This is a genomic window from Lacibacter sp., from assembly GCF_035299325.1.
In the GTDB taxonomy this organism is placed as follows: Bacteria; Bacteroidota; Bacteroidia; order Chitinophagales; family Chitinophagaceae; genus Lacibacter.
Genome location: NZ_DATGWT010000018.1, coordinates 21592 through 47339 on the forward strand (window position 1 = coordinate 21592; position 25748 = coordinate 47339).

The window sequence follows — 25748 nt, forward strand, 5'->3', positions numbered from 1 at the left end:
TTTATAGGATGCTTTTGATTAAGATTTGCTTGAACTAACTTTAAAGAGTAAAACCTGCTATGAAGAAATTCTTCGCTGTTATCTTTTTTTTATTCAGTTGTTGTGTTGTATCGGCACAACAACAGGCTTATTATTTTTCAAGGATAACAGTGCAGAATGGTTTATCACACAATAAAGTGAATTGCATTATTCGGGATCAACGTGGGTTTATGTGGATGGGCACTGATGATGGACTCAACCGTTTTGATGGAAATAAATTCACTATATTCAGAAACGATCCTGTTAACAAAACAACTATCTCAGGCAATATTATTACTGATCTGTTACAAGATAAAGAGGGTATAATCTGGATAGCTACTGCTGATGGCGGCTTAACAAAACATGATCAACAGCTTCCTCCTGCACAACAATTTAAACAGTATCGTCATACGCCCGGCGACAGTACTTCTATACCGGTAAACATCATCAACAAATTACTGGAAGATCATCAAGGTTATCTATGGCTTGCAACAAGTGGATCGTATGTGGTAAGATTCGACAAAAAAACAGAACGCTTTACCATTCCTGCACGTGTTGGTACCAACACAGCGCTTGCACTTTCCATGTGTTCCGATGGTAAGATATGGGTGGGAAGGCAAGGGGGAGGTTTGTTGAAGATACATCCACAAACATTCCGCTATGAAATGGATGAACGCTATGGCGATCTGTACGCTAAGCTTCCGCATGCAACTGTTACAAGCTTGTTCAGCGACAGGAATAAAAACATCTGGATGGGATCATGGGATAAACTTATTTACAAACTCAATACCGTTACAAAGCAGGAACAAACAATTCCTGCTGATGTTATTAATGAAGAAGCATTGAGTTTTGCAGAAGACAAACAAGGAAACGTGTGGATCGGTGGCCGATACAATGGTTTGTATATTTATGATCCGCAGCAACAGAAGTTTCAGCATTTTCCACACGATCCATCAAAAGAAGGAACAGTTGCTGCTAACCGCATCAATTGTATTTATATTGATCCCTCAGGTATTGTTTGGCTTGGCACAAACAAAGGAGTGAGTGTAAGTAACCCTTTGCAGCAGCAATTCACCCAAACATTTTTACCACGACCAGCCGGTAAGGATGTCGTGATTCATGACTTTTATAAAGATGAAAACAATGATCTCTGGATCGGCACATCAGAAGGATTATATATTCAACGAAATGGCCAAACTGATTTTGAACATCACCCATTGACGTATAAGAATGTTCCAATTGGAGTGAGCAGATTTTTTAAAGACAGCAAAGGCAATCACTATCTCGGTACAAATTATTCGCTGTTTCGTTTCGATCCAACAACTTTCTCCATTTCATTATTGCCGAATACAGAAAAAGATGGGGTCATGAACCAGATCATTAAATCGCAGGTAATCTCGGTTGTTGAAGATACCATTGATGGGCATCCCGTTTTACTTGTATCCCCTTATGGACACTTCCTCACTTACTACGATTTGGTTGACATGAAATGGGTGTCCCGTCTTGATTCAACAAAGAAGATCATTCAGCGATTTAATATTAAAGACAATCTTATCCGCTCGATCTACAAAACAAAAAGCGGTACCATCTGGATGGCAACAACAAAACATGGGTTAGGCAAGTGGGTGAAAAATTCAGCTCCGAAGTTGGATTTTTTCATGAACGATCCGTCAAAGAAAAATGGATTAAGCAACAACAACGTGTATGATATTGCAGAAGATGGTAATGGTAATTTGTGGTTGAGTACCTATGGCGGAGGCTTGCATTATTTTCAAGCAAAAAATGAAACGGCCACACATATTGCTGAAGGAAATAATTTGCTGGAAGGGTTACAGGTTGATCGTTCCGGTAATGTGTGGATGATCGGTAATGGCAATCTGCATAAATACGATCCGCTCACAAAATCGTACAGTAGTTTTCAATTGCCGGATATTGAAAAGTCCGGTGGCGTGCAGGGACGGATTTATGAAGATGCAGAAGGAAAATTATACGCAGCGGGTAATGGTTATTTTATTTCTTTTCAGCCGGAGAAGATCAGGATCAACCAGCAGCAGCCGATGGTTTATCTTACTGATTTCCGAATCTTCAATGAATCGCACAGCCATTTACTGAATGAACAAATTATTTCGCTTCAGCACAATCAAAACTATATTACCATTGAATTTGCTGCACCGGATTTTTCTTCCGGTTCACCTGTGCATTATCAATACATGCTGGAAGGCTTTGATAAAAAATGGATCGATCTTAATACAGAAAATAAAGTAAGCTTCTCCAATCTTGAAGGAGGCGATTATACTTTTCGGGTGCGTGCAACAAACAAACCCGGAGTGTGGAGTAAAGAGATGGCATCGATACAGATTAAAATTATTCCGCCATTCTGGAAACGCTGGTGGTTTTTTTTACTGTGTGCAATCTTTGCAGCAGGAGTTGCATATGCAGTGTATCGTTATCGAATTAATGAATTGGTGAAGTTGCAAGCAATAAGAAATAAAATTGCGCAGGATCTGCATGATAATGTTGGTTCAACGCTTAGTAGTATTTCGGTTTATAGTCAAGTGGCAAAAATTTACAAACAACAGCAGAAAGAACAACAGTTGCAGGATACCTTAGAGAAGATCAGTGAAACCTCCAGTGAAATGATCTCTGAGATGAATGATATTGTGTGGGCAATCAATCCTCGTAACGATCATATGGATGTGATGTTGCAACGCATGCAGTCGTATGCAAAACCATTGCTGGCTTCAAAAGAGATCAAACTTTCATTTACGTATGATCCTGCTGTGCAACTCCTGAACCTGGAGATGACCAAGCGTAAGAACTTTTATCTCATCTTTAAAGAAGCAGTGAACAATGTGTTGAAATATGCACAATGTAAAAATCTTGAAGTGAAGATCAGTTCAACACATCATCATCTTGAAATGTTGGTGAAAGATGACGGTGTTGGGTTCGATCCCGCCACAATGAAAGTGAAAGCATCGCAGTCGCTATCCGGAAACGGCTTGCGGAATATGGAGATGCGGGCAAAAGAAATGAAGGGGGCCGTTCATATTGAAAGCGTGCCGGGTGCAGGTACAACAATCAAACTTCGTTTTCCTATCCCCTGATTCGGTGATAGGCAGATGCGGAATTCTTTACGATCTTTACACTTATTATGAGCCTGAGAATAGTAATTTTTGACGACAACAAAAACATTCGTGACAGCATTACATTGTTGTTACAAACCGTTCCTGAGTTTGAAGTGGCAGGCTCGTTCAGTAATGTATTGGATTGTATAGAAGATGTGCGTGAAAGCAAACCTGATATTGTGCTGATGGATATTGAAATGCCGGGTATGACGGGGATTGAAGCTGTTCGTACGCTGAAAAAAGAATTCCCACAGGTATTGATATTGATGCAAACAGTATTTGAAGATGACGACCGTGTGTTCGATTCTATTTGCGCAGGTGCATCGGGTTACTTACTCAAGAATTTTCTGAATACTAAACTCGTTGATTCAATAAAAGAATTGCAGTATGGTGGTTCGCCCATGAGCCCGTCTATTGCACGTAAGGTATTTAACCGCATGCAGCAGATCCCCCAACTCTTTAAACCGGAGGAAGTACCGGATTACAATTTAACTCCACGGGAAAAAGAGGTACTGGGTTGTATTGTAGATGGACTTAGCTATAAAATAATCGCCGATAAACTTTCCATCAGTTACGAAACCGTACGCAGTCATGTAAAGAAGATCTACGAGAAATTACATGTAGCTTCCTTAACAGAAGTGGTGAGTAAAGCGATGAAAGAACGGATCGTGTAGATTTGCTGTTCATCTTCCACAATTTCACATATGAAACTTTCTGCTTTTAGTTTTCAAACAATTGATTGGGCTACTATTCCTTTAGAGGAGCATACAGGTGATACAGGTATGGCTTACTGGCAAGTGGTGATGATGAATGATATCCGCATCCGCAAAGTGCATTACTCTGCCGGCTACAGCGCTGATCATTGGTGTAAGAAAGGCCACGTTCTTTTTTGTGTGAATGGTGAAATGGAAACAACGCTGGAAGATGGTCGTGTATTTTCGCTCACAAAAGACATGATGTATATTGTTGGTGATGATTGTGAAGCACATCGATCCACTACAAAAACAGGGTGCGAACTGTTTATTGTTGATTAGCTTCTGACTAAGCATCTTTTAATAATAATGCAAACCTTTTTCATCAATACGTTTACAGGCAGTGATTGTAAAGGCAACCCCACTGTTGTTTGTCTTTCTGAAGAAAAAATACTCGATAACGAATGCCTCGGGCTTGCAAAAAAATTTAATGTACCTGTTACAGCCTTTGTTGATGTTGCCAAGCAAGACGATTTATTTTCCATTCACTATTTTACTATAACAAAAGAGATACCTGCTTGCGGACATGCCACCTTAGCTGCAGCTAAAGTATTGTTTGATCTGTTCAAAAAAAATGAGATCAGTTTTATTACGAGTGAACAGGTAATAATTAATGCAAGACAGAATAGTGAAATGATCTTGATGAAGTACCCTGCTTATTCAATGATCCCGTTTCCCGTTTCAACAAAAACATTGGAAAGCCTACAGCTGAACGAAATAGCGGCTGCCGGTTTTTGTACCGAACTTGAAACATTGTTTATCGAATTGAAAAATGCAGATGAGTTGCGCCGTGTGCAACCAAATTATCGGCAATTGATGAACAGTAGCGAAACCATAAAGGAAGTAGTACTCACTTCTGTTGCTGATGGTGAGCGTTTTGATTATTTGCTTCGTTCTTTTTGTCCATGGATCGGTATTGATGAAGATCCTGTTACTGGTTCAGTTCATGCAGTGCTTGCTGGTTATTGGGCAAAACGTTTCAATAAAACAAACTTGAAAGCATACCAGGCTTCAACTGAAGGCGGCGAAATTATTGTTGAAGTAACCGATGATCATGTGTGGATAGGAGGAACAGCAACAGTATTGCACGCTTCACAAATCTGAAATGAGTTTTCATGTTCACTCATTCACCACTTTCGGTGATGTTATTTACTCCGTTTGGTTATTTTCTTCCGTTCGTTACTTCTTCATCTTTGCGGTTCACAATTAAACCTTATTATAATGATGAAGAAAATGTTCTTGCTGTTAACCGTTACAGCATCTATGATCAGTGCCTGCTCCCGTAACATTGGCCCTGGTAATTTAGTGGAGAAATTACCAAATACAGTTGTACTGCAATGGAATGAAATTGCATTCAAAGCTTTTGATGGTCCCGTTTATCAGCATTCATTAATGGCTTCACGTATCAACGCCATGATGCATCTAGCTATGCACGATGCTATTAATGCAGTGTATCCTGTTTATCAAACCTATGTATTCATAGGTATTGATAAGAAAGCAGATGTTGTTGCAGCAGCTGTTTCTGCAGCGCATGCAGTATTGTTGAATGAAATTCCTGCAAAGAAAAATTTTCTTGACTCAGCTTTAAATGTAAATCTGGAAGCAATCAAAAATCCTGAAGCAAAAGAAAAGGGAGTTGCATTAGGTAAGCTGGCAGCACAAGCTATTCTTGCGTTGAGAGCAAACGATGGTGCAGGTGCCGATCCAATTGGTTTGATCCAACCATCAGAGATACCCGGTGTGTATAATGTTGTTCCTCCATTCAATTTTATTTTTGCGCCATTTTGGGAAAATGTAAAACCGTTTGGTTTACAAACGAAGAATCAATTCCGTTCTGTGGCACCGCCCGCATTAAACAGTCAGGCTTATGCTGCTGGTTTTTTGGAAGTAAAAGATCGTGGTAAGCTAAACAGCACAACACGTACTTCTGATGAAACAGCTTATGCAAAATTCTGGTATGAGTTTTCTGAAGCCGGTTGGAACCGTGTTTCAAGAGTGGCAGCGGCAAATAAAAAACTCAATCTGTTTGAAGCAGCACGTTTGTTTGCATTGGTTGATATGGCATTGGCCGATGCATACATTGCCGGTTGGGATTCTAAATTACATTACAATTTCTGGAGACCATACACTGCAATACGTGCAGCAGCGAATGATGGTAACGATGCTACAACTGCAGACGTTACTTGGGAACCTTCTGAAGTTACACCTCCAATTCAGGATTATCCATCAACACACAGCGCATTGGGTAATGCAGGTGCAGCTGTTTTGGCAAAATTGCTTGGCGATAACACGCCATTTACAATGGGTTCTTTCACAGCGGTTCCTCAAGGCAGTACCAGAAGCTTTACAAGTTTCAGCCAGGCAGCCAATGAAAATGCATCATCAAGAGTAATGGCTGGTATTCACTTTCGTTTTTCCTGTGTAGCCGGACAAGAAATGGGCACAAAGATCGGTAACTGGTTAGCAGATCACTATCTCTTACCAAAACAATAGTTCCTCCACAGTGTGTGATGAATTGAATCATCACACACTGATTTTAATAAGACAATGGCGCTGATCAGGTATTCAAAAAACTAAAACATAGCATATGCAAACATTCATTTCAAAAAGTATTGGCCTGCGTCGTAAGCAGCTTAATACTGGCACACCAGCAGAGGTATTTCCGTTGCTTTGTCCGGTTCGTGAAGCAGATTGGATCGATGGATGGACCTGTGAAATGATCTTTTCTGTTTCAGGTTTTGCTGAGAAAGGATGTGTGTTTATCACTCCTGCAACAGGCGAAAACAGAACAACCTGGTATATTACCAAGCATGACCCTGAATTTTTTCAGGTTGCTTTTGTGCGTGTTACGCCGGGTGAAATGGTTGTTGCCATCGATATACAATTAACTGATAATGGAGATGGAACAACTACTGCTTATATCATGTATGAATACACTGCATTGAATGAGGAAGCAAATCGATGGATCGAGCTGGATGCAGTTGCTGCATTCAAAGCCAATATGGACTATTGGGAAAATGCCATCAATCATTACTTAATCACCGGAACGAAATTGATGAAGAGCCCTGTGTTAAACTAAATCATTTATTTAAAATCAGTAAACAGAATATGTATGAAACATTTATTTTTTCTGCTGTTGTTGTGTGTGTCTTCCTGCGTGTTGAATGCACAGTCAACTAAAACAACCAATTCATTTCATCAAACACAGGCAACGGATGTTGTTTTAAAGGAACAATACATTCAACTGTCAACAGGTGTTAAGCTCCAATATGTAGAGCACGGAAATGAAGCCGGCACTCCTGTGATCTTTTTACATGGCATCAGCGATTCATGGCATTCGTTTGAAAAGGTGTTGCCGTTAATGCCGTCATCGATCCATGCATTCTCTGTTACACACAGAGGGCATGGTAACTCTTCAAAGCCTGCAACAGGTTATCATCCAAAAGATTTTGCTGCAGATATTGCTGCATTCATTCAGCAAAAAAAGTTGGGATCAGCTATTGTTGTTGGTCATTCTATGAGTGGCGTGATTGCACAGCAGTTTGCATTGGATTATCCTCAACTGTTAAAGGGGCTTGTGATTATAGCATCTGATCCTGTTGTTCGGAATAATCCCGGTATGCCGGAGTTTATCAGTGAAGTGGAGAAAATGGAAGGAGCAGTTGAACGTTCATTTATGGTTGACTTCCAGAATGCAACATTAAGCAAACCGATTGATAGTGCTTATTTCAATTTGCTGGTTGATGAAAGTATGAAGATGCCATTGGCAGCTTTCAAAGAAGCTTTTAAGGGCTTGATTGAAACAGAATATGTAGCAGACCTGAAAAAAATAAAGGCACCCGTTCTCATTTTGTGGGGCGATGCTGATGCTTTTTTTAAAGCTGATGGACAAGAGTTGCTAAAGAAAAACATCAGTCATGCAAAATACATTACATACAAAGGTACAGGCCATGCCATTCATTGGGAAGAGCCGGTACGGTTTACAGCTGATATTACTTCGTTTGTAAACAGCATCAGGAAATGACGTTAAACCATCGTTGTATGCGCATACTTTTTATACTATCACTCATTGCAATTGTTGGTTGCAGAAAACAAAAAGTGGAGCCGGTTGAAGAGAGCAACAGCTTTCAATTACTTACAAAAAAAGCATGGGTTCTTGATGCCATTGGTTTTGATGATAACGGCAATGCTGTTGTTGATGCCGGCGAAAACCAGATCAAAGACTGCGAAAGCGATAACAGCTACCTGTTTCACAGTTCGGGCATTGGAAATTTTTACGATAACGCAAAAGCCTGTGATATTCCGGGTGATAATCATTTCACCTGGAACCTTACCGGTGATTCAGTTCTTACGATCAGTCATCAAAAAATGTTTGTGCTCAAGTTGAATGAAACGGAAATGATCCTTCAACCCGATTTGCCATGGCTTACCAACAAATTCCTGTTATCGTACAGGAGATGAGTTGCAAAGCTACTGCGTTCTATAACCGGTTTTGGTGATTGTGCAGCTGTGGCAATAGTTGGAAATTTGTAAACCTTATCAGAATGAGTTCAACGAAATTTATTAGAAAAATGATCTTGTTCCTGTTGTTTTTTGTAGCCGCCATCATTTACCTGCGGGCTAAACTACCTCAACTGGACTTTAACAGTGTATACGATGAAACAGATTTATAAACATGATGGATTTATTTTCTTGCTGCTTGTATCGGCAATGTTGTTATTGATTGTAGTTAGCGCAGGAAAGCAACCGCAAAGCCCAACCAGGGAGTTAAAGCAGCAAAGTTTATATGATGCGCAAACGGAACACTTTTTTTTATTACATGCATAGGTTGATTTTGGATTATTAAAACGGGCTAACCTTACACCTTGAAATCCCTGCCTTTTATCAGCAGGGATTTTCTTTTTCAATAGAAATGCAAACTGTAATTTTAAGCATCAGATAAATTATGATCATCAACTTACAACCTGTTCTGGAAAATGAATTCATTCGCTTGCAGCCATTGCAGCAGAATGATTTTGAACGATTATATGCCGTGGCATCGGATCCATTGATATGGGAACAGCATCCCAATAAAGACCGTTACAAACGGGAAGTGTTTCAAACTTATTTTGAAGGAGCTATGGAATCAAAAGGGGCTTTGCTGCTGATTGATAAACGTTCGGGTGAAGTGGCGGGCAGTTCACGCTTTTATGACTATAATGAAACTGAAAGTTCTTTGCTCATCGGCTATACTTTTATTGCATGTAAGTTTTGGGGCCGAGGCTATAACCCGGCAATGAAAACGTTAATGATCGATCATGCATTTCAATATGTCGATAAGATACTCTTTCACATTGGTGCAATCAATCTGCGTTCACAAATTGCAATTGGCCGTGTTGGAGCGGTAAAGCAAAAAGAGATTTCTGTTGCTTATCATGGTGAGCCGGAGAAGCTGAATTTTGAATACTTGTTAGAAAAGGAAATATGGCAACAGCACAAAACAAACAAAGCAATCAGAATTTCCTGATTGCTTTGCGAATAAGTATAGAGCTTAAAATTATTTTGCTTTCGCCAATACTTCTGCCAATTCCTGATCGTACACGCCATACTTTCCAAACTCTTCAACACGGCCAATTTCTTTACCAGCTTTCAACACCATAATTGTTGGAGCTTTGGTAACACCCAGTGCTTGCGTTAGTGAACCTAATGTTGTTTTTTGCCTGTCAATGCCAATCACTGTTAAACGTTTCATATTAAACCCAACCTGATCGAGCATTTTCAACAATTGCGGAAATACGATCTGCGAGTCTTCGCACCAGGTTCCCACAAATACCAATAGTTGAATGGTATCTTTTACTGTTGTAAGATTGGTAACACAATCAGCATTTGGTTTGTACCAGCTGATATCGTTTTTCATCCAGGCAAAATCAGCATCGTTCAGTAATAACTCACGACTTAAAATGCCCTTTAATGTTTTCAATCCGTTTTCCGGATCTTTTGATACTTCGTATTGTACTTGTGAATAACTGTTGAGAGATAAAAAGAGAAATACGATTGCTAAGAATTTCATATTGAATTGTTTCGTTGCACGAATAGTTTTAAAGGTCGGCTTTTAATGCCAGGAGGAATTGTTTGATCTGTTGTAAACTCTTCACCAGTTCAAACCTTACATCCGTTTCTGAATCATTTTTATGTTGTTTTAAATAATCTTTGGCTGCTTCAATGGTATATTTTTTATATCGCAGCAGGTAGTAAATAAGATGAACTTTTTTTACTTCGGTTGCATTGAAGAAGCGATCGCCTTTCTTATTTTTCCGTGGCTTCAGGAAAGTAAATTCTGTTTCCCAGTAACGAATGGAAGATGGATTGATGTGAAACAGATCACATACTTCACCAATACTGTAATACAATTTTTTGCCCAGCACTTCATCTGATGGTAGTTCAACAAACTCCGCCTCATCACCCATATCTTTCAGACTCTTGCGGCCACGCTTTTGCTTGGGCTTGGGAGGTTTGTTCAATGGCTTACGTCCACGCCTTGGCGCCGACTTTGGCGGCTCATCAAACTCAAACGCTATTTGTGCAGGTGTTGCCAGATGTAAATTGTTTCAGCAAAAGTAAGCATTCAGCCGATAGTCAATAGTTCATAGTCGATAGTCAATACAATTTAACAAGTTGCAGAATTCTGACAGGCACTAACGACTATCCACTAACCACTACCGGCTTGTCTTTAATCAAAACTCTGATTACCCGTTGCCGCTATCTTAAGCATACGATCAAATTGCTCAGGAGTAAGATCATTATAAAAGAAATAGATAGGATCAAGATCACGGCCATTTTTGTGTACTTCGTAATGCAGGTGAGGTCCGGTACTTTTTCCCGTGCTTCCCACCCAGCCAATTACTTCACCACGACGGATACGCTGTCCTCTTCTTGCTTTCACACGCACCATGTGCCCATATAATGTTTCATAACCATAGCCATGATTGATCACCACATGATTGCCATATCCATTTGCTGTATTACCCGCAAGTGTTACCGTACCATCGGCAGTTGCATAGATAGGCGTGCCTTGAGGTGCAGCAAAATCGAGACCCGCATGAAATTTTGTTGTTTTATAAACAGGATCAATACGATAACCAAAACCCGAAGCCAATCTTGATAATTCTTTGTTGCTCACCGGTTGAATAGCAGGTGTGGCAGCTAATAAAGCTTCTTTGTTTTTGATCATGCCATCAATTGCATTGAAGGAAATGTTTTGAGCATAAATCCTGTTGCGAAGTGTGTTGATCTGTTGAAGAATGGTTGTGTTAAGTTCATCTTCACTAAGGCTGGCGATCAAACGCTCTTCGGCCTGTTTTTCCATCATCTTTGCTCTTGCACTATCGGGAATAGGGCTTGCTTCAAAAATAGAACGGTACACCTGGTTATCCCGCTTCTCAATTTCACGGAGTTCCTGGTTCATCCGTTTGATCTCGCCACTCAAAATGCTGTAACTATCCCTGATCCGGTTATTTTCATTCCGCAACCGTTGCTCGTTTGCCGATGGGAAATAGCGATAAGAGATCTGCATAAAAAGGAAGCCCGCCACCGTAACGGCCGCCAAAAAACTAAACACCCGCAGCAGTTTTACCCGCAGGGGCGTCACCAGTTTCTCATACCGGAGCGTATTTGTATTGTAGAAATACTTTACTTTCTTCATATAAGCAATCAGGTGGTCATAGGTTTGGCTTACCTTTGCTACCCATTAAAAAGGGGTTTTACAAATATAGGTGTATCACTCCTCAAAAATCAATCCAAACACGGGATGAATATGATGACTGCCGCTGAAATAAGACAGAAATACTTAGATTTTTTTGCTTCAAAAAAGCACCAGATCGTTCCCTCGGCACCGATAGTGGTGAAGAATGATCCTACATTATTGTTCACCAACGCAGGGATGAACCAGTTCAAGGATTATTTCCTCGGTAACCGTAAACCGGAGCATACCCGTGTGGCCGATACACAAAAATGTTTGCGTGTGAGCGGGAAACATAACGACCTGGAAGAAGTAGGTGTTGACACCTATCACCACACCATGTTTGAAATGCTGGGCAACTGGAGCTTTGGCGATTATTTCAAGAAAGAAGCCATTGCATGGAGTTGGGAACTGTTGGCAGATGTGTATGGGATTCCAAAAGATCGTTTATACGTAACCGTATTTGAAGGTGATGAGAAAGAAAATATTCCCAAAGATGAAGAAGCATGGAATGAATGGAAGAAAGTGATTGCTGAAGATCGTATTCTGTTAGGCAACAAGAAAGATAATTTCTGGGAGATGGGTGATACAGGACCATGTGGACCGTGTACAGAAATTCATGTTGATTGCAGAACCGATGAAGAACGAAAATTAGTTGATGGAAAAACATTGGTGAATAATGATCATCCGCAAGTGATCGAGATATGGAACAATGTATTCATTCAATTCAATCGCCTGAAAGATGGATCATTGGAACCATTGCCTGCAAAGCATGTTGATACAGGAATGGGTTTTGAGCGATTGACCCGTGTATTGCAGAACAAGCAAAGCAATTACGATACAGATATATTCACAGGCACCATTGCTGAAGTAGAAAAGATCGTTGGTAAAAAATATACAGCAGGTGATGATAAAGAAAGTGTTGCGTTTCGTGTACTCGCCGATCATATCCGTGCTATTTGTTTCACCATTGCCGATGGGCAGTTACCAAGCAATACAGGAGCAGGTTATGTTATCCGCCGGATTTTAAGAAGAGCTGTTAGGTATTATTATTCTTATCTCGGCTATAAGCAACCGTTGTTACATCAACTCGTTGCTGTATTGGCAACACAATTTGAAAAAGTATTTTCTGAGTTGAAGGCACAGGAAAGTTTTGTACAGAAAGTAGTGAAGGAAGAAGAAGATGCTTTCTTACGCACACTTGAAAAAGGATTGAAGCGTATTGATGATATTGTAAATGATGCGAAGGGTTCAACCATTGATGGTAAAGCAGCGTTTGAATTATTTGATACTTATGGTTTCCCCATTGATCTTACAAGGTTGATCGCTGGTGAAAACAATTTAGCGATTGATGAGAAAGGTTTTGAAGCTGCATTGAATGAACAGAAAGAACGTAGCCGTGCTGCAACAACCATTGATACGGAAGATTGGTTTGAAGTTGTACCAAACAATGCGGTTGAATTTGTTGGTTACACTACCACCGAAGCAAACAGTAAAGTGGTGAAATACCGCAAGGTGAACATCAAAGGAAAAACATCTTTTCAAATCGTTTTGGAAAAAACACCTTTCTATGCAGAAAGTGGCGGCCAGGTGGGGGATACAGGTGAGTTGAGTTTTGATGGCGAAGTAGCAATTGTAACAGATACAAAGAAAGAGAATGATCTTATCATTCATTTCATTGATCAGTTACCGATGAATATGTCGGCAGTGGTGTCTGCAAAAGTTGATGCTGAGCGTAGAAAAAAAATTGCAGTGCATCATTCGGCTACTCACTTAATGCATGCTGCTTTGCGTAAAGTCTTGGGCACACACGTGGCACAGAAAGGAAGTTTGGTAAATGAGGAATACCTGCGTTTCGATTTTTCGCATTTTGCAAAAATGACCGATGAAGAAATTGCAAAAGTGGAAGCATTGGTGAATGAAAAGATCAGGGCAAATATTCCAGTTGTAATAAAAGAAATGCCGAAAGAAGAGGCCATTGCATTTGGAGCTACAGCTTTGTTTGGTGAGAAATATGCAGATGTAGTGCGTGTGGTCATTATGGATGAAAACTATTCCGTTGAATTATGCGGTGGTACACATGTTGGTTCAACAGGGGAACTGGGATTCTTTAAAATAACATCTGAAGGAGCAGTTGCAGCAGGTGTTCGTCGTGTGGAAGCGTTTACAGGTTTTGCAGCGGAGCAATTCGTGAATAGAGAATTCGATTCTATTCGTGAGATCCGTGGTTTATTAAAAAATCCAAAAGACCTCAGCAAATCCGTTGAAAATCTGCAATCGGAAAACAGTGAACTGAAAAAGAAACTGGAAAAACTGGAAGCACGTCAACTCGTTGTATTGCGTAATGAACTCTTGCAGAAAGATGAGATCATTAACAACGTCACCTTCATCGGCGACATAATTGAAGTAAGCAATGCAGATGCATTGAAGAAGATCTGTTTCGATCTCAAAACAAATCTCAACGATTATGTGGCTGTGCTTTGTGCCAACATCGATGGGAAACCATTTGTAGCTGTTGGTATCAGCGATACTGTTGCTGCTGCAAAAGGGCTTGATGCTGGAAAGATCATTAAAGAACATGTTGCTCCATTAATCAAAGGTGGTGGTGGCGGACAAAAAACATTGGCTACCGCCGGTGGACAGGATGCCAGCAACCTGCAACAAGTGATTGAAAAAGTGAAAGGATTATTATAGTGTATGACGTATCGAGAGCGTCTTGCAACTTCATTATTAACCGCCGCAGCTTACAAGCTGTGGCGGTTTCATTTTGTCATCTTCCAATAAGCAAAATGTTAAAAAATCAGAAAATCTCCGAAATAATTCGTAAATAAGAAAATGTTCGTACATTAGCCCTTTCAACAATAAAACCTTATTTGTATGAAACGTATATCAGTGTATGCTTTAGCATTTGTAGCCGTTACCCAGTTGCTTGCCCTTACTGCATCGGCCCAGGATAAAAAAGAAAAAAGGGAAAAAGAAGAAAAGAAAGAACAGATCATCATCCGTAAAAAAGGTGATAAAACCGAAAAGACCACAATTGTTATCGAGGGCGACAAAGTAACCATTAACGGCAAGCCCGTTGAAAAAGGCGATAAAGATGTTATAATCCATCGTTTTGATGGTGACGACGAATTTGTTTACCGCTCACCAAAAGTGCGTGTAAGTCCGCCTCGTGTTTATAGAAGAGGTCCGGGCGGTTGGGATCAATTCAATAGTGATGAATTCATGAAAGAATTCAAAATGAATTGGAAAACCGGTGCTTTCCTTGGTGTTGTTACCGAAGATCACGATAAAGGGGCATTGGTTGAAGAAGTGCAAAAAGAAACTGCTGCTGATAAAGCAGGGTTACAGAAAGGCGATATCATTACCAAAGTAGGCGATAAGAAGATTAACTCTCCTTCAGATCTCAGCGAAGCTGTTCATGCAAAGAAACCAAACGATGAAGTGGAGATCACTTATTTGCGTGATGGAAAAGAAAAGAAAACAAAAGTAAAACTAGGCGAAAGCAAAGGCCCTCAAGGCATGCATAACTTCAACTTCGATATGCCTGATATGCATTTTGGTGATGGACAATTCAATTTCGAGCATTTGCAACCACGTCTGCACGGTTTGCAGGATCAGATCAGGATCTATCAAGGCGGCCGTCCTAAATTTGGTGCTACTATCCAGGATACTGAGGAAGGTAATGGTGTAAAAGTATTGGAAGTGGAAGCAGATTCACCGTCAGCAAAAAGCGGGTTACAGAAAGATGATGTGATCACAGAAGTGAATGGTAAAGCAGTTAAAAATGTGGCGGAGGCCCGTGAAGCACTGCGTGCCAACAACGAGCAAAACCTCTGGACAGTGAAAGTTCTTCGTGGAGGCAAACCCGTTACCGTTGAAGTGAAGATCCCAAAGAAACTCAACAAAGCAGACCTGTAAGTTTTCGATAAATATTCTGATTTAGTTCGTCCCCCGGTCAACCGGGGGACTTTTTTGTGAGCTTACTCACAGATGCTTCGGGGTAAAACGGGTATTTTTGCCAACCCAAACCCGGAACTACCCTTAGAGTAGTCTTAAGGTTGGCTTTTTGTCGATCGGCTAGTCGAGACAAAAAGAGTTGAAAAAAAACTTTATGTCGAATTACAGTGATAAATATGAAGCAGTCATAGGACTGGAAGTACATGCTCAATTGCTCACCAAAAGCAAATTATTTTGTGGCGATAGTGCAGGTTTTGGTTCGGAACCAAACACGCATATCAGTCCCATTACATTGGCTCATCCCGGCACCTTACCAAAGTTGAATAAAGAAGCCATTGAACTGGCAGTGCGGATGGGACTTGCCTGTAATTGTGCAATTGAACGTAAAAACTATTTTGCACGCAAGCATTATTTCTATCCCGATCTGCCGAAAGGTTATCAACTGTCGCAACACACCACACCTGTTTGTGTGGGCGGATTTGTAAAGATCAAAACAGTTGATGGAGAACGGAACATTCAACTCAACCGCATTCACATGGAAGAAGATGCGGGCAAGAGCATGCACGACCAGGAAGAAAATTATTCTGTTGTTGATTACAACCGTGCAGGTGTACCGTTAATTGAAATTGTAACAGAACCCGACCTGCATAGTGGCGATGAAGCAGCAGCATATGTAACCGAAGTACGCAAACTCGTTCGCACATTAAATGTGTGTGATGGAAATATGGAAGAGGGAAGTTTGCGTTGCGATGCAAATATTTCTATCCGTTTGAAAGGCGAGAAGAAGCTTGGAACAAAAGTGGAGATCAAGAATCTGAACTCGATCCGCTTTCTGAAAAAAGCAATTGATCATGAAGTGATGCGGATGATCGACATGAAAGAAAAAGGAGAAACAATTGTTCAGCAAACAAGAGGTTTCAATCCTGATACAGAAACAACTTTTGCTATTCGCACAAAGGAAGATGCAGACGACTACCGTTACATGGCCGATCCTGATTTGCCTCCATTTGTAATTACGGATGAATTTATCAATGAAATTAAAGCTGCTTTGCCTGAGTTGGGCGAGCAAAAGAAACAACGTTTCATTCAGCAATATGCATTGCCTGAATATGACGCAGCATTGTTGAGTGATGATAAAGAGCTGGCTGATTATTTTGAAGCTGCAGCTACTGAAACCAAATTATACAAGCAAGTAGCGAACTGGTTGCTTGGCCCTGTGAAATCAGTATTGAATGAAGAAGCAAGGGAGATCAGTAGTCTTTCGATCAAACCTGCACAACTTGTATCGATCATTCAATTGGTGGAAGATGGGAAGGTGAGTCATACAATGGCAGCACAAAAGTTATTCCCGGCCATGTTGCAATCAAATGGAACAACTGCGATGCAACTGGCACAACAGTTGAACTTAATTCAGGAGCGTAATGAAGATGCATTGCAACAGTTGATCGATGAAGTGTTGAACAATATGCCTGAGAAAGTAACAGAATACAAAAAGGGAAAGAAAGGATTGATCGGTTTATTTGTTGGTGAAGTGATGAAGAAATCAAAAGGCAAAGCCGATCCAAAGCTGCTGAATCAATTAGTAACAGAAAAATTAGCGAACTAAATAATGCACATGAACAAATTATGGATTGTTGCTGCAATTGCCTTTTCAGCTGCAGCATGTGAAAACAACGGGAGTAAAAACTTTACAGTAAGTGGTGAGGTAAAGAATGCACCGGCTACTGTCGTTTATCTTGAACAAATATCATTCGACAATATGCCACCGCAGGTGTTGGATAGTATTACGTTGAATGCCGGTAAGTTTTCATTGAAAGGAAAAGCAGCAGAGGAATCGTTATTGCAATTGCGTTTTCCGCAAATTGAAAACGGGCCTTTATTTTTTGTGATCAATGATAAATCTGATATTACCATTACAGGTGACTGGAATGATATCCGCAAGTTGAGTTACAAAGGTTCTCCTGCAAGTGAACGCTTACGTGAGTTTGTTGATTCACTTTCAGCCACACAACAAAAGCTGGGCAACATGCAATACGAATTGCAGAATGTGATCCAGGGTGATAGTCTTCGTAATGTGCAGCAAACGGCTATGACCAATATGGTTTCTGCTTTCAAAACTTATGTGAAGAAAATAGCCATGGAAGATAAGAGTCCGATGGTTAGCATGTTCGCCACATCGATCAATACAGGAACAGATGCAACGGAAAATGAAGCGATGTATAACAATTTGTTGAAGCGTTTTCCGAAGCATACCGGTATTCAAACCGTGGTAAAACAATATCGTGAAAGTGTAGCTTCAGCACCACAGGCACCAAAACAAAATACACCGGCTATTGGTACAATGGCTCCTGATATTACTATGCCTGATGTAAATGGAAATAATTTTTCATTGAGCAGCTTAAAAGGTAAATATGTGTTGGTTGATTTCTGGGCAAGCTGGTGTGGCCCTTGTCGTGGCGAAAACCCGAATGTAGTAGCAGCTTATAATAAATACAAGAATAAAAACTTTACGATTCTTGGTGTGTCGTTAGATAAAACCAAGGACGCTTGGTTAGAAGCCATTAAAAAAGATGGTCTTACCTGGACGCATATCAGCGATCTGAAATTCTGGGATAGTGAAGCTGTTGGTTTGTATGGTTTCAATGGAATTCCTTACAATGTGTTGCTTGACCCAACTGGAAAAATTATTGCAGATAATTTGAGAGGAAGTGATTTGGAGAGGAAGTTGGAAGAGGTATTGCAGTAAAAGCAACAGGTTACATTTGGCTGAATTAATTAAATGAAAATGACGCTCAAGAACAGGCGTCATTTTCATTTAATTAATTCAGCACATTTTAGAAACAGTAACCATGTAGAGTTGAGTGGTAGATTTCACTTATTCCAATTGTTCCGAGAGCAAAAGGGTAAAGTGAAACAGAAAAAATAGTAAACTAATAAAAAAACCCAGCCAAGTGGCTGGGTTTTTTTATTCTGTCTGACTATTAATTATTGTAGCCAGGAACCTGCTTAAGGTTTTTATTAAAGTTTAATTCACTGTCTGGTAACGGGAAGTTAAACCTGTAATCACCAGCTGGAATTGACTGGAAGATAGAAGGAGTTCCTGTTCCATCTGCTTTATCGCCTTTACCCGAACGGGTAACTGCCATGCCCCAACGTTTGAGGTCAAAGAAACGCTCACCTTCAAACGCCAACTCTAAACGACGTTGAAGCATGATTTCGTTTAATAAAGCTGTGCCAGCAAGCACTTCTGCTACATAGCCGGTATAACGGTTTGTTTTGAGGAGCACTAAATCGGCGAGAGCCGCAGCTTCGTTATTATTTCTATAATATGCTTCCGCTCTGTTCAACAAAACTTCCGCAGTGCGTAAAATCTTCGCATCTAATACCCCTGCAGGGAAACCTGTTTTGCCGGCATACTTCACAACATGGTTATAGTTTGTTCCGTTGTATGCAGCTTGTAAAGTGTAAGAACTCTTTCTTACATCGTTATTAGCAAATAACTGGTAAAAATCATAATCAACATTATACTCAGATCTAATACCACCGGCAACAGTTTGGTAATAATTTACACCGAGCGTGTTTGAATTGTCAAGCAAAGTGTTTTTAGTCTTAAATAAAACACCGGTCTCGGTTGCATCAGTCCAAATACTCGGGAACGTTGCAATATTTGGTAAATTAGGAGTAGCACCTAAAGCACTTGTTGCAGATGCAATGGCTTTAGGCCAGTCGCCCATGTACAGGTAAACTTTTGAGAGAATTCCTTGTACAGCAGCTCTGTTAAGCCTTCCAACACCATTACTTGTTGCAATCAAAGGTTCTGCAGTTGTTAAGTCCAACACAATCTTATCATACATTTCCTTTACTGAGATCTTAGCAGGTAAGATAGTAGGGTCAGTAGTGGTAATGAAAGGAACTGTGCTATCTGCGTTGGTAGCAAGATTGAATGTCTTACTATAAACCCTGGCCATTTCAAAATGCAAAAGTGCACGAAGCGCAAGTGCTTGACCCTTTACATTATTAACAAAAGTTGGGGTTGAAGGCACATTATCTATATTCTCCAAAATAGCGTTTGTTCGACGGATAACACTATATGCCTGGCTGAATAAGCCAACTGTAGCATTTCCTTTGTATTGCCAATTGTGAAAAACCTGTTGTGAAAGTCGCCCTTGCTCGTTAATAATAACATTGTCAGAAATTACTTCATACACAATATTCCACTCTCCTTGTTTATAGTTTCCCATACCCCTTAAACCGGAATAAGCTCCACCTAACGCAAGGTTTACATCTGTTTCGGTGTTAAAAGCTTGCGATGTTTCAATTTGGTTGTAAGGGAATAAGTCCAAGTTCTTTTTCTTACACGCACTAAACAGGACAGCTATTAGTGCTAGGTATACATATATTTTCTTCATAATAATCTTGTTTAAAGGTTTAGAATCGGATATCAAAGCCCATAGTTACAGCTCTTGTTTGTGGATAAGCGAACAAGCTCAGTTGACCAGGATAGCCAGCACTTTCTCTGTTTGATTGACCTACTTCTGGAACGCCTTTAAATTTAGTTCCAATCCATAAATTCGTGCCCTGAACAAACAGGCGAACAGATTTCACTTTGATCTTACTCAAAAGATCCTGTTTGGTAGTATAACTAAGTGTAACATCTCTTAAAGCAATGTAATCGCCTTTTTCTAACCAAAGATCAGTTGTATAGTTTGTTGCTTGTGATGCATCTGTTATATTCGGAAACTTCACAACATCACCGGGTTTTTTCCAGTAATTGAATGCATCAGTGTAAAGTTGTGTGTTGAAAAATGATTGCCCATATGCACCTCTGGTGTACTGAAAATTATAAATATAATTTCCACCTGAATAATAAAACTGAGCAGATAAATCAAAACCCTTATAGCTCAAAGATGTGTTAATGCTACCGAAGTATTTCACATTAGGAGACTTACCTTCTAACAAAACGGCATCACCTGCAGAATAGGTTTCTGTTTTGGCACCTGACAAGTTGTAATAAACGTTTTTACCGTTTTGAGGATTAATTTCCGCCCAACGAGTCATAAAGTATGTACCGATAGGCTGACCAACTTTTAAACGGCTGTTGAATCCAAAGGGAACATTATCTGAGTATAGACTAGTGACTTTATTATCAACAAAAGTATAGTTTGCGGAAACATTCCAAACCAATCCACCTTTCCTGATCACATCACCACCAACAGACAGTTCAATACCCTTGTTTTCAAGATTCCCAATATTGCCGGTGTAAGAACCAAATCCTGTTGTTTGAGATACGTTTATGCTGTAAAGCAAATCTTCCGTCTTACGTACGAAATAATCAGCAGTTATATTCAACCGATTTTTGAAAAGGCCAATTTCTGTACCAATGTCAAGTGTTCTGTTTGTTTCCCAGGTTAAATTGGGGTTAGGTAACCTTGCAGGAGCTGCAGCCGGTAAATCGTTATAGCGTACGTTTAATGCGTAAGTTCCTTGAGCTTCGTAGTTACCGATATTATTATTACCACCGGTACCATACGATCCCTTTAGTTTCAAAGTTGAAATTACAGGAACGTTAGCCATAAATTGCTCCTGCATTACGTCCCAAGCAGCACCAACCGACCAGAAATTAGCATATCGATTATTTACACCAAAGCGTGAAGATCCATCATTACGTCCTGAAACACTTAAAAAATACTTCTTATCAAAGTCATACGAAGCATTTGCAAAATAAGAAATCAAGGCCCAATCTGCTCTGGATGTTGTGGCTACAGTTGGAGTACTTGCATTTTCAAGTGTAGTAAGTGACGCAGATGCGAAATTTCTTGAAGTCAAAGAGTAAGAATAGAATTTATTCTTATTGAACTCTTGTCCTAACAGCACACCAATGTTATGTTTTTGAATACTTTTTTTATAATTCAAAGTATTTGTAATCACATAAGTCCAGTCGAAGTTGCCATAATCATTCTTTTGGTTATAGCCCAAAATAGCAGCAAGATTCGACCCTGGTTTCAGATATGATTCTCCCTTTAGGGTATTATAATTTGATCCAAGTTGAGTTTTGAAAAATAAATCAGGCATGATCTTGACTTCACCAAAAAGAGTTGCATAAGTGGAAATGCGATCAAGAACATTTGGGTTATTATCAGCACCCTCAAGTGGAGAAAAACCCTGCATTGTTAAGTTATAAGTTCCATTAGCATTACGCACAGGCTCATAAGGGTTGGTTAAGTACCAGGCAGTATAAGAGCTCTGAGAGTTATATAACTCACGTTTCAAATCTTCTTTTGAATGTGAAAGTGCAAGATTTACACCTGTTTTAAACCAATCGGTTGCTTGATATTCCACATTTAACCTACCACCTGTTCTGTTGTAATAAGAACCATACATTACACCCTCATTATCACTTTTATTTAAAGACATGTAATAGCGGAACTTATCGCCAGAACCACTAATTGAAACTTCATGTTGTTTCATCTGGGCTGTTGGCAATAAAACGTCTTTCCAGCTTTTAGGAGCCTTAGAAATCAAAGAGTCGTGAAGAGACTGACGTTGCTGAGCATTAATATTAAACAATGTAGAACCCGCAGGTAAATTTCCTGCTGTGATATTTCTGCTGATCAGGCTGCTTAAATATGGATTAGTGTAACCTCTCTCAAATTCATACTGCAGTTTTTGTTGAGCAGTCATGAATGTTACATTTAATGGATCCAATGCGTCAGATTGGCCATATTGGAACGAATAACGTACTTCTGGTTTACCACGACCTCTTTTTGTGGTAACAACTAACACACCATTTGCAGCCCTTGATCCATAGATCGCAGACGCAGATGCGTCTTTTAATACAGAAATATCCTCAATATCATTGGGGTTAAGCTGTGCAAATGCAGTAGAAGCAATCTGAATACCGTCCACAATGATTAAAGGCTCAGAACTAGCATTGATTGAACCAACACCTCTGATACGGATAAAAGCACCAGCACCTGGGCGGCCACCTTCTCCAATTACATTCATACCGGGAGCCTTACCTTGTAATAGCTGAGTAAAGTTTACAATTGGTTTTTGCGCAATTTCTTTACCTGCAACTGAGGTTACTGCACCAATTACATCTTTCCTTCTTACAGTTTGGTATCCAACCACAACTACTTCTTCAAGTGCTTTGTTTTCACTTGTCATAGTCTGGTTGATTACTGACTTTGATCCGATGTTAACCTCCATTGAGGTCATGCCAATTGATGAAAAGACTAATACTTTTCCAGTAGATGGTACCGAAATTGAAAAAGTCCCATCGGTTTTTGTAGTTGTACCAATGCTTGTTCCTTTTACAATAACTGAAGCATTTGGGATTGGTGCTCCACTTTCGTCTGTTACTTTTCCTGTAACAGTTTTTTCCTGTGCAACTACCTGCATTATGCAGAGCAATAGCATGCACGTCATACTTACAATTTTTCTCATGCTCATTTAGGTTTATTAATGAAAATTAAATCCAAAATTGGGGGGGTGCAATCAATCAGCTAGAACCTTTTTTACGTAAGGGGACGTCAAATGTAACAGCTAATGTTAACATTTGTTAAGGAAAGACAAAAAAAATAAGCAGATGCTGCTTTTTTACACTAATTTTTTTGTAAACGGGGTGTCACTTTTTTACTTGTAGTGATCAATAGAACCGGTAATAGTACAAGGTTTGTGATCATAGCAACCAACAATGTAAGTGAAGTAAGCCAGCCTAATGCCTTCGTACCACCAAAACCGGAGAAACAGAAAATAATAAAGCCGGCTACCAATACCAGTGAAGTATAAATAATACTGATACCGGTTTGGCGAATGGTTTGTTTCACCGTTTCCTGAACGTCATGTTTATGCAGAGGAAGTTCCTGTTTGTAGTTGATCAAGAAACGAATAGTTACGTCAATGGCAATACCTAACGCAACGCTGAAAACCAATACAGTACTTGGTTTCAGCGGAATACCAACCCAGCCCATTACTCCGGCTGTAATAACTAATGGAACAATGTTGGGAATGAGTGAGCAGATAAGTATACGGAAAGAACGAAACAGGTAGAGCATACAAATTGCAATCAACAGGAATGCCCAGAAAATACTTTCTTTCAATCCATTAATAATAAAGCGGCTGCCTTCAACAAAGATGATACTTGTTCCTGTGAGTTGAATATCTGCTGTACGTTTGAGTTTTGATGAATCAATATCTGCTGGTTTTACTTCGCCTTTGTTTATCATTAATGCATAAGCAAGACTGTCACCGTTAAACAACTCTTCTGCTTTTTGTTGAACGGCTGCAAGAATTTTCGGCAAGCTGTCGCTGCCAACATCAGCCATATTTACACTAATGCGTGCTTTTTGCTGTGTACTATCCATGAAATTGGCAACGAGCTTTACAAAATTGTTGTTCTTGTTGCTGCTGTCACCTTTCATACGTAGGTAAGGTGCAAGAAAAGCAAGATCAAATTCATTTGGTACCGTGTACATATTACTGTCGCTGTCGTAGTAAGCCTGGCGTGCAAATTTTAATCCCTCGGTAACTGCCAATGCTTTTCCGATCTCAGGACGACTTTGTAAATAATAAACCAGGGAATCAATATTTGTAAGACTTTTTATACTTCGTGTTACGCCTTGTTTACGTTTTGTATCAACTACAATTTCTAAAGGCATTACACCCGAGAAATGTTTTTCAAAGAATTTCAGATCAACATAAAGCTTATCATTTTGCGGAAGATCATCAACAATATACCCAACGCTTTTTAAACGCATTACTCCCAGAACAGAAACAATGATCAAAACAGCTGTTGCAGTATAAATATATTTGGGATGATTGAACACCCAGCTTTCAATGCGCATGAGCCAGCGGTTGAGACGTTCGTTTTCCAAATAACGAACATGACGTTGCTTTGGCGCAGGTAAATAACTCAACACAATTGGAATGAGTGTAAAGGAAATTACAAACAACACCATGATGTTGATGCCTGCCACAATACCAAACTCACGCAGGATCTGGCTTTTAGTTAATGCAAACACAGCAAAACCAATAGCTGCAGCAATGTTACAGAAGAGAGTAACAATACCCATGCGTCCGATCATGTTCACCAGTGATTGATGTTTATCACCTGTCTTTTTATACTCTGTGTGAAACTTGTTGAGGAAGTAAATACAGTTGGGTATACCGATCACCACCATTAATGGCGGGATCAGTGCATTTAAAATGGTGATCTTATAGCCAAAGAACACAATTGTTGCAAGGCTCCAGATAACACCAATCACCACAACAGCCATACTTAACCACATGGCACTGAACGAACGGAAAAATACCAGCAGTATCAGAGCCGACAATAATACAGAGCCCAACAGAAAAAACTGCATCTCTTCTGCAATGCGTGTACTCATCACCGTGCGTACATGTGGCAAACCACTCAAATGCATGGTGAGCTTTTCCTTTTGCTCAAATGCAGTTGCAAGATTTACAATGCCATCAACGGAAGCATTTCGCTTCTTGGAATTCAACACTTCTTTGTTCAGCCGTACAGCGATCATGTACACATTGCTGTCGGGATTGTAAAACAAACCTTTATAAAACGGAAGGTTGAAAAGGATTTGTTTTGAACTGTCTAATTGCTCCTGTGTTTGAATTGTGTCAGGAAAAATAAGTGTGGTCTTAAGCTTTTCTGTGGCAGAATCTTTTACCAGGTTAACAGCAGCGCTGATGCTTAACACATCTTCCACACCCGTTACTTTCTTCATTTCTTTTTGTAAAGAAGTAAATGATCGAAAGAAATCGAGCTGAAACAGATCGTTCTTTTGAAAACCAACTACCAGCAGACTCCCGTCTTCACCAAATTTCTGTTTAAATGCTTCGTATTCGAGGTATTTTGGATGGTCGAGCGGAATGGCTTTTGCAAAATCATAACTACGCTGCACTTTGGATGCAAAAAAAGTCATGACAGCGGTTGAAAGAAGAACAGTAATAATTAAAGGAAGCCTGTTACGCAACACCCATTTACCCAGTTTATACCACATGCTATTCTGATACGTTTTTATTAAAGTAAAGCAGCGCAAAGAAACGCCATTCTGCCTGAACAAACACATAAAATTTGCCTGGTTTCGTTGCCTGCATTGGTTTCTGGAAGCGAAGGGTGCATAAATACAGGCAAATGATGTGCTTGAGCGAAAAGCA

At 39.9% G+C, this 25748-nt stretch carries 21 protein-coding genes; 15 read left to right on the forward strand and 6 right to left on the reverse strand.

All coding sequences use genetic code 11. The annotated features are described in order from the left end of the window. The first annotated feature begins 59 nt into the window (after positions 1-59). The 11 genes from VK159_RS11050 to VK159_RS11100 all read left to right on the forward strand — a co-directional run bounded on the left by VK159_RS11050 (position 60) and on the right by VK159_RS11100 (position 9401). Positions 60-3122 carry a sensor histidine kinase gene (locus tag VK159_RS11050; protein ID WP_324230198.1) on the forward strand — a complete coding sequence of 1021 codons (3063 nt, stop codon included), beginning with the start codon at positions 60-62 and terminating at the stop codon, positions 3120-3122. 47 nt (positions 3123-3169) lie between these two features. Continuing rightward, positions 3170-3817: a response regulator transcription factor gene (locus tag VK159_RS11055; protein WP_324230199.1), complete on the forward strand. Its 648-nt coding sequence runs from the start codon at positions 3170-3172 to the stop codon at positions 3815-3817. 30 nt (positions 3818-3847) lie between these two features. Then, positions 3848-4177: a DHCW motif cupin fold protein gene (locus VK159_RS11060; protein WP_324230200.1), complete on the forward strand. Its 330-nt coding sequence runs from the start codon at positions 3848-3850 to the stop codon at positions 4175-4177. A 27-nt stretch (positions 4178-4204) separates the two neighbouring features. Continuing rightward, positions 4205-4999, forward strand: a complete 795-nt coding sequence (locus VK159_RS11065; protein WP_324230201.1) for a PhzF family phenazine biosynthesis isomerase — start codon at positions 4205-4207, stop codon at positions 4997-4999. Positions 5000-5116: 117 nt separating this feature from the next. Continuing rightward, positions 5117-6388, forward strand: a complete 1272-nt coding sequence (locus VK159_RS11070) for a vanadium-dependent haloperoxidase (protein ID WP_324230202.1) — start codon at positions 5117-5119, stop codon at positions 6386-6388. Between the two features lie 94 nt (positions 6389-6482). After that, complete coding sequence (locus VK159_RS11075; RefSeq protein ID WP_324230203.1) at positions 6483-6974, forward strand: hypothetical protein; 492 nt, start codon at positions 6483-6485, stop codon at positions 6972-6974. Positions 6975-7007: 33 nt separating this feature from the next. Further along, positions 7008-7919, forward strand: coding sequence for an alpha/beta hydrolase (locus VK159_RS11080; protein ID WP_324230204.1), 912 nt, complete (start codon positions 7008-7010; stop codon positions 7917-7919). 17 nt (positions 7920-7936) lie between these two features. Next, positions 7937-8356, forward strand: a complete 420-nt coding sequence (locus VK159_RS11085) for a lipocalin family protein (protein WP_324230205.1) — start codon at positions 7937-7939, stop codon at positions 8354-8356. Positions 8357-8439: 83 nt separating this feature from the next. Beyond that, the gene (locus VK159_RS11090; protein WP_324230206.1) at positions 8440-8568 is read left to right on the forward strand and encodes a hypothetical protein; all 129 of its coding nucleotides are present in this window, start codon (positions 8440-8442) and stop codon (positions 8566-8568) included. Further along, positions 8552-8722: a hypothetical protein gene (locus VK159_RS11095; RefSeq protein ID WP_324230207.1), complete on the forward strand. Its 171-nt coding sequence runs from the start codon at positions 8552-8554 to the stop codon at positions 8720-8722. Before VK159_RS11090 ends, VK159_RS11095 begins: the two co-directional genes overlap by 17 nt. A 118-nt stretch (positions 8723-8840) precedes the next feature. Continuing rightward, positions 8841-9401: a GNAT family N-acetyltransferase gene (locus tag VK159_RS11100; RefSeq protein ID WP_324230208.1), complete on the forward strand. Its 561-nt coding sequence runs from the start codon at positions 8841-8843 to the stop codon at positions 9399-9401. A 30-nt stretch (positions 9402-9431) separates the two neighbouring features. Here VK159_RS11100 and VK159_RS11105 read toward each other — a convergent pair whose 3' ends face one another. The 3 genes from VK159_RS11105 to VK159_RS11115 all read right to left on the reverse strand — a co-directional run bounded on the left by VK159_RS11105 (position 9432) and on the right by VK159_RS11115 (position 11576). Next, positions 9432-9944, reverse strand: a complete 513-nt coding sequence (locus tag VK159_RS11105) for a thioredoxin family protein (RefSeq protein WP_324230209.1) — start codon at positions 9942-9944, stop codon at positions 9432-9434. A gap of 28 nt (positions 9945-9972) precedes the next feature. Then, a complete protein-coding gene (locus VK159_RS11110) occupies positions 9973-10395 on the reverse strand; it encodes a MerR family transcriptional regulator (RefSeq protein ID WP_324230210.1) in 423 nt (140 codons plus the stop codon). Positions 10396-10604: 209 nt separating this feature from the next. Beyond that, the gene (locus tag VK159_RS11115; RefSeq protein WP_324230211.1) at positions 10605-11576 is read right to left on the reverse strand and encodes a M23 family metallopeptidase; all 972 of its coding nucleotides are present in this window, start codon (positions 11574-11576) and stop codon (positions 10605-10607) included. Positions 11577-11687: 111 nt separating this feature from the next. Here VK159_RS11115 and alaS point away from each other — a divergent pair, with 111 nt between their 5' ends. The 4 genes from alaS to VK159_RS11135 all read left to right on the forward strand — a co-directional run bounded on the left by alaS (position 11688) and on the right by VK159_RS11135 (position 18318). Next, positions 11688-14306, forward strand: a complete 2619-nt coding sequence (gene alaS, locus VK159_RS11120; protein WP_324230212.1) for an alanine--tRNA ligase — start codon at positions 11688-11690, stop codon at positions 14304-14306. A 183-nt stretch (positions 14307-14489) separates the two neighbouring features. Next, positions 14490-15533: a PDZ domain-containing protein gene (locus VK159_RS11125; protein WP_324230213.1), complete on the forward strand. Its 1044-nt coding sequence runs from the start codon at positions 14490-14492 to the stop codon at positions 15531-15533. A 193-nt stretch (positions 15534-15726) separates the two neighbouring features. Beyond that, positions 15727-17178 carry an Asp-tRNA(Asn)/Glu-tRNA(Gln) amidotransferase subunit GatB gene (gene gatB / locus VK159_RS11130; protein ID WP_324230214.1) on the forward strand — a complete coding sequence of 484 codons (1452 nt, stop codon included), beginning with the start codon at positions 15727-15729 and terminating at the stop codon, positions 17176-17178. Positions 17179-17187: 9 nt separating this feature from the next. Further along, positions 17188-18318: a TlpA disulfide reductase family protein gene (locus VK159_RS11135; RefSeq protein ID WP_324230215.1), complete on the forward strand. Its 1131-nt coding sequence runs from the start codon at positions 17188-17190 to the stop codon at positions 18316-18318. A 235-nt stretch (positions 18319-18553) separates the two neighbouring features. Here the strand turns inward: VK159_RS11135 and VK159_RS11140 are convergent, their stop codons facing one another. From VK159_RS11140 to VK159_RS11150, 3 genes are all read right to left on the reverse strand, one after another. Continuing rightward, entirely contained in the window at positions 18554-19981 is a 1428-nt protein-coding gene (locus VK159_RS11140; protein ID WP_324230216.1) for a RagB/SusD family nutrient uptake outer membrane protein, read from the reverse strand. Positions 19982-20000: 19 nt separating this feature from the next. Further along, complete coding sequence (locus VK159_RS11145) at positions 20001-23018, reverse strand: TonB-dependent receptor (protein ID WP_324230217.1); 3018 nt, start codon at positions 23016-23018, stop codon at positions 20001-20003. A gap of 158 nt (positions 23019-23176) precedes the next feature. Next, positions 23177-25591, reverse strand: coding sequence for an efflux RND transporter permease subunit (locus VK159_RS11150; protein WP_324230218.1), 2415 nt, complete (start codon positions 25589-25591; stop codon positions 23177-23179). Between the last annotated feature and the right edge of the window lie 157 nt (positions 25592-25748).

Coding starts and splice junctions, on each gene's coding strand:
- VK159_RS11080 (WP_324230204.1), top strand. CDS start 7,008: ATGAAACATTTATTTTTTCTGCTGTTGTTGTGTGTGTCTTCCTGCGTG.
- VK159_RS11145 (WP_324230217.1), bottom strand. CDS start 23,018: ATGAGAAAAATTGTAAGTATGACGTGCATGCTATTGCTCTGCATAATG.
- alaS (WP_324230212.1), top strand. CDS start 11,688: ATGATGACTGCCGCTGAAATAAGACAGAAATACTTAGATTTTTTTGCT.
- VK159_RS11065 (WP_324230201.1), top strand. CDS start 4,205: ATGCAAACCTTTTTCATCAATACGTTTACAGGCAGTGATTGTAAAGGC.
- VK159_RS11105 (WP_324230209.1), bottom strand. CDS start 9,944: ATGAAATTCTTAGCAATCGTATTTCTCTTTTTATCTCTCAACAGTTAT.
- VK159_RS11135 (WP_324230215.1), top strand. CDS start 17,188: ATGAACAAATTATGGATTGTTGCTGCAATTGCCTTTTCAGCTGCAGCA.
- VK159_RS11095 (WP_324230207.1), top strand. CDS start 8,552: ATGAAACAGATTTATAAACATGATGGATTTATTTTCTTGCTGCTTGTA.
- VK159_RS11055 (WP_324230199.1), top strand. CDS start 3,170: ATGAGCCTGAGAATAGTAATTTTTGACGACAACAAAAACATTCGTGAC.
- VK159_RS11085 (WP_324230205.1), top strand. CDS start 7,937: ATGCGCATACTTTTTATACTATCACTCATTGCAATTGTTGGTTGCAGA.
- VK159_RS11115 (WP_324230211.1), bottom strand. CDS start 11,576: ATGAAGAAAGTAAAGTATTTCTACAATACAAATACGCTCCGGTATGAG.
- gatB (WP_324230214.1), top strand. CDS start 15,727: ATGTCGAATTACAGTGATAAATATGAAGCAGTCATAGGACTGGAAGTA.
- VK159_RS11090 (WP_324230206.1), top strand. CDS start 8,440: ATGAGTTCAACGAAATTTATTAGAAAAATGATCTTGTTCCTGTTGTTT.
- VK159_RS11050 (WP_324230198.1), top strand. CDS start 60: ATGAAGAAATTCTTCGCTGTTATCTTTTTTTTATTCAGTTGTTGTGTT.
- VK159_RS11100 (WP_324230208.1), top strand. CDS start 8,841: ATGATCATCAACTTACAACCTGTTCTGGAAAATGAATTCATTCGCTTG.
- VK159_RS11150 (WP_324230218.1), bottom strand. CDS start 25,591: ATGTGGTATAAACTGGGTAAATGGGTGTTGCGTAACAGGCTTCCTTTA.
- VK159_RS11060 (WP_324230200.1), top strand. CDS start 3,848: ATGAAACTTTCTGCTTTTAGTTTTCAAACAATTGATTGGGCTACTATT.
- VK159_RS11070 (WP_324230202.1), top strand. CDS start 5,117: ATGATGAAGAAAATGTTCTTGCTGTTAACCGTTACAGCATCTATGATC.
- VK159_RS11125 (WP_324230213.1), top strand. CDS start 14,490: ATGAAACGTATATCAGTGTATGCTTTAGCATTTGTAGCCGTTACCCAG.
- VK159_RS11075 (WP_324230203.1), top strand. CDS start 6,483: ATGCAAACATTCATTTCAAAAAGTATTGGCCTGCGTCGTAAGCAGCTT.
- VK159_RS11140 (WP_324230216.1), bottom strand. CDS start 19,981: ATGAAGAAAATATATGTATACCTAGCACTAATAGCTGTCCTGTTTAGT.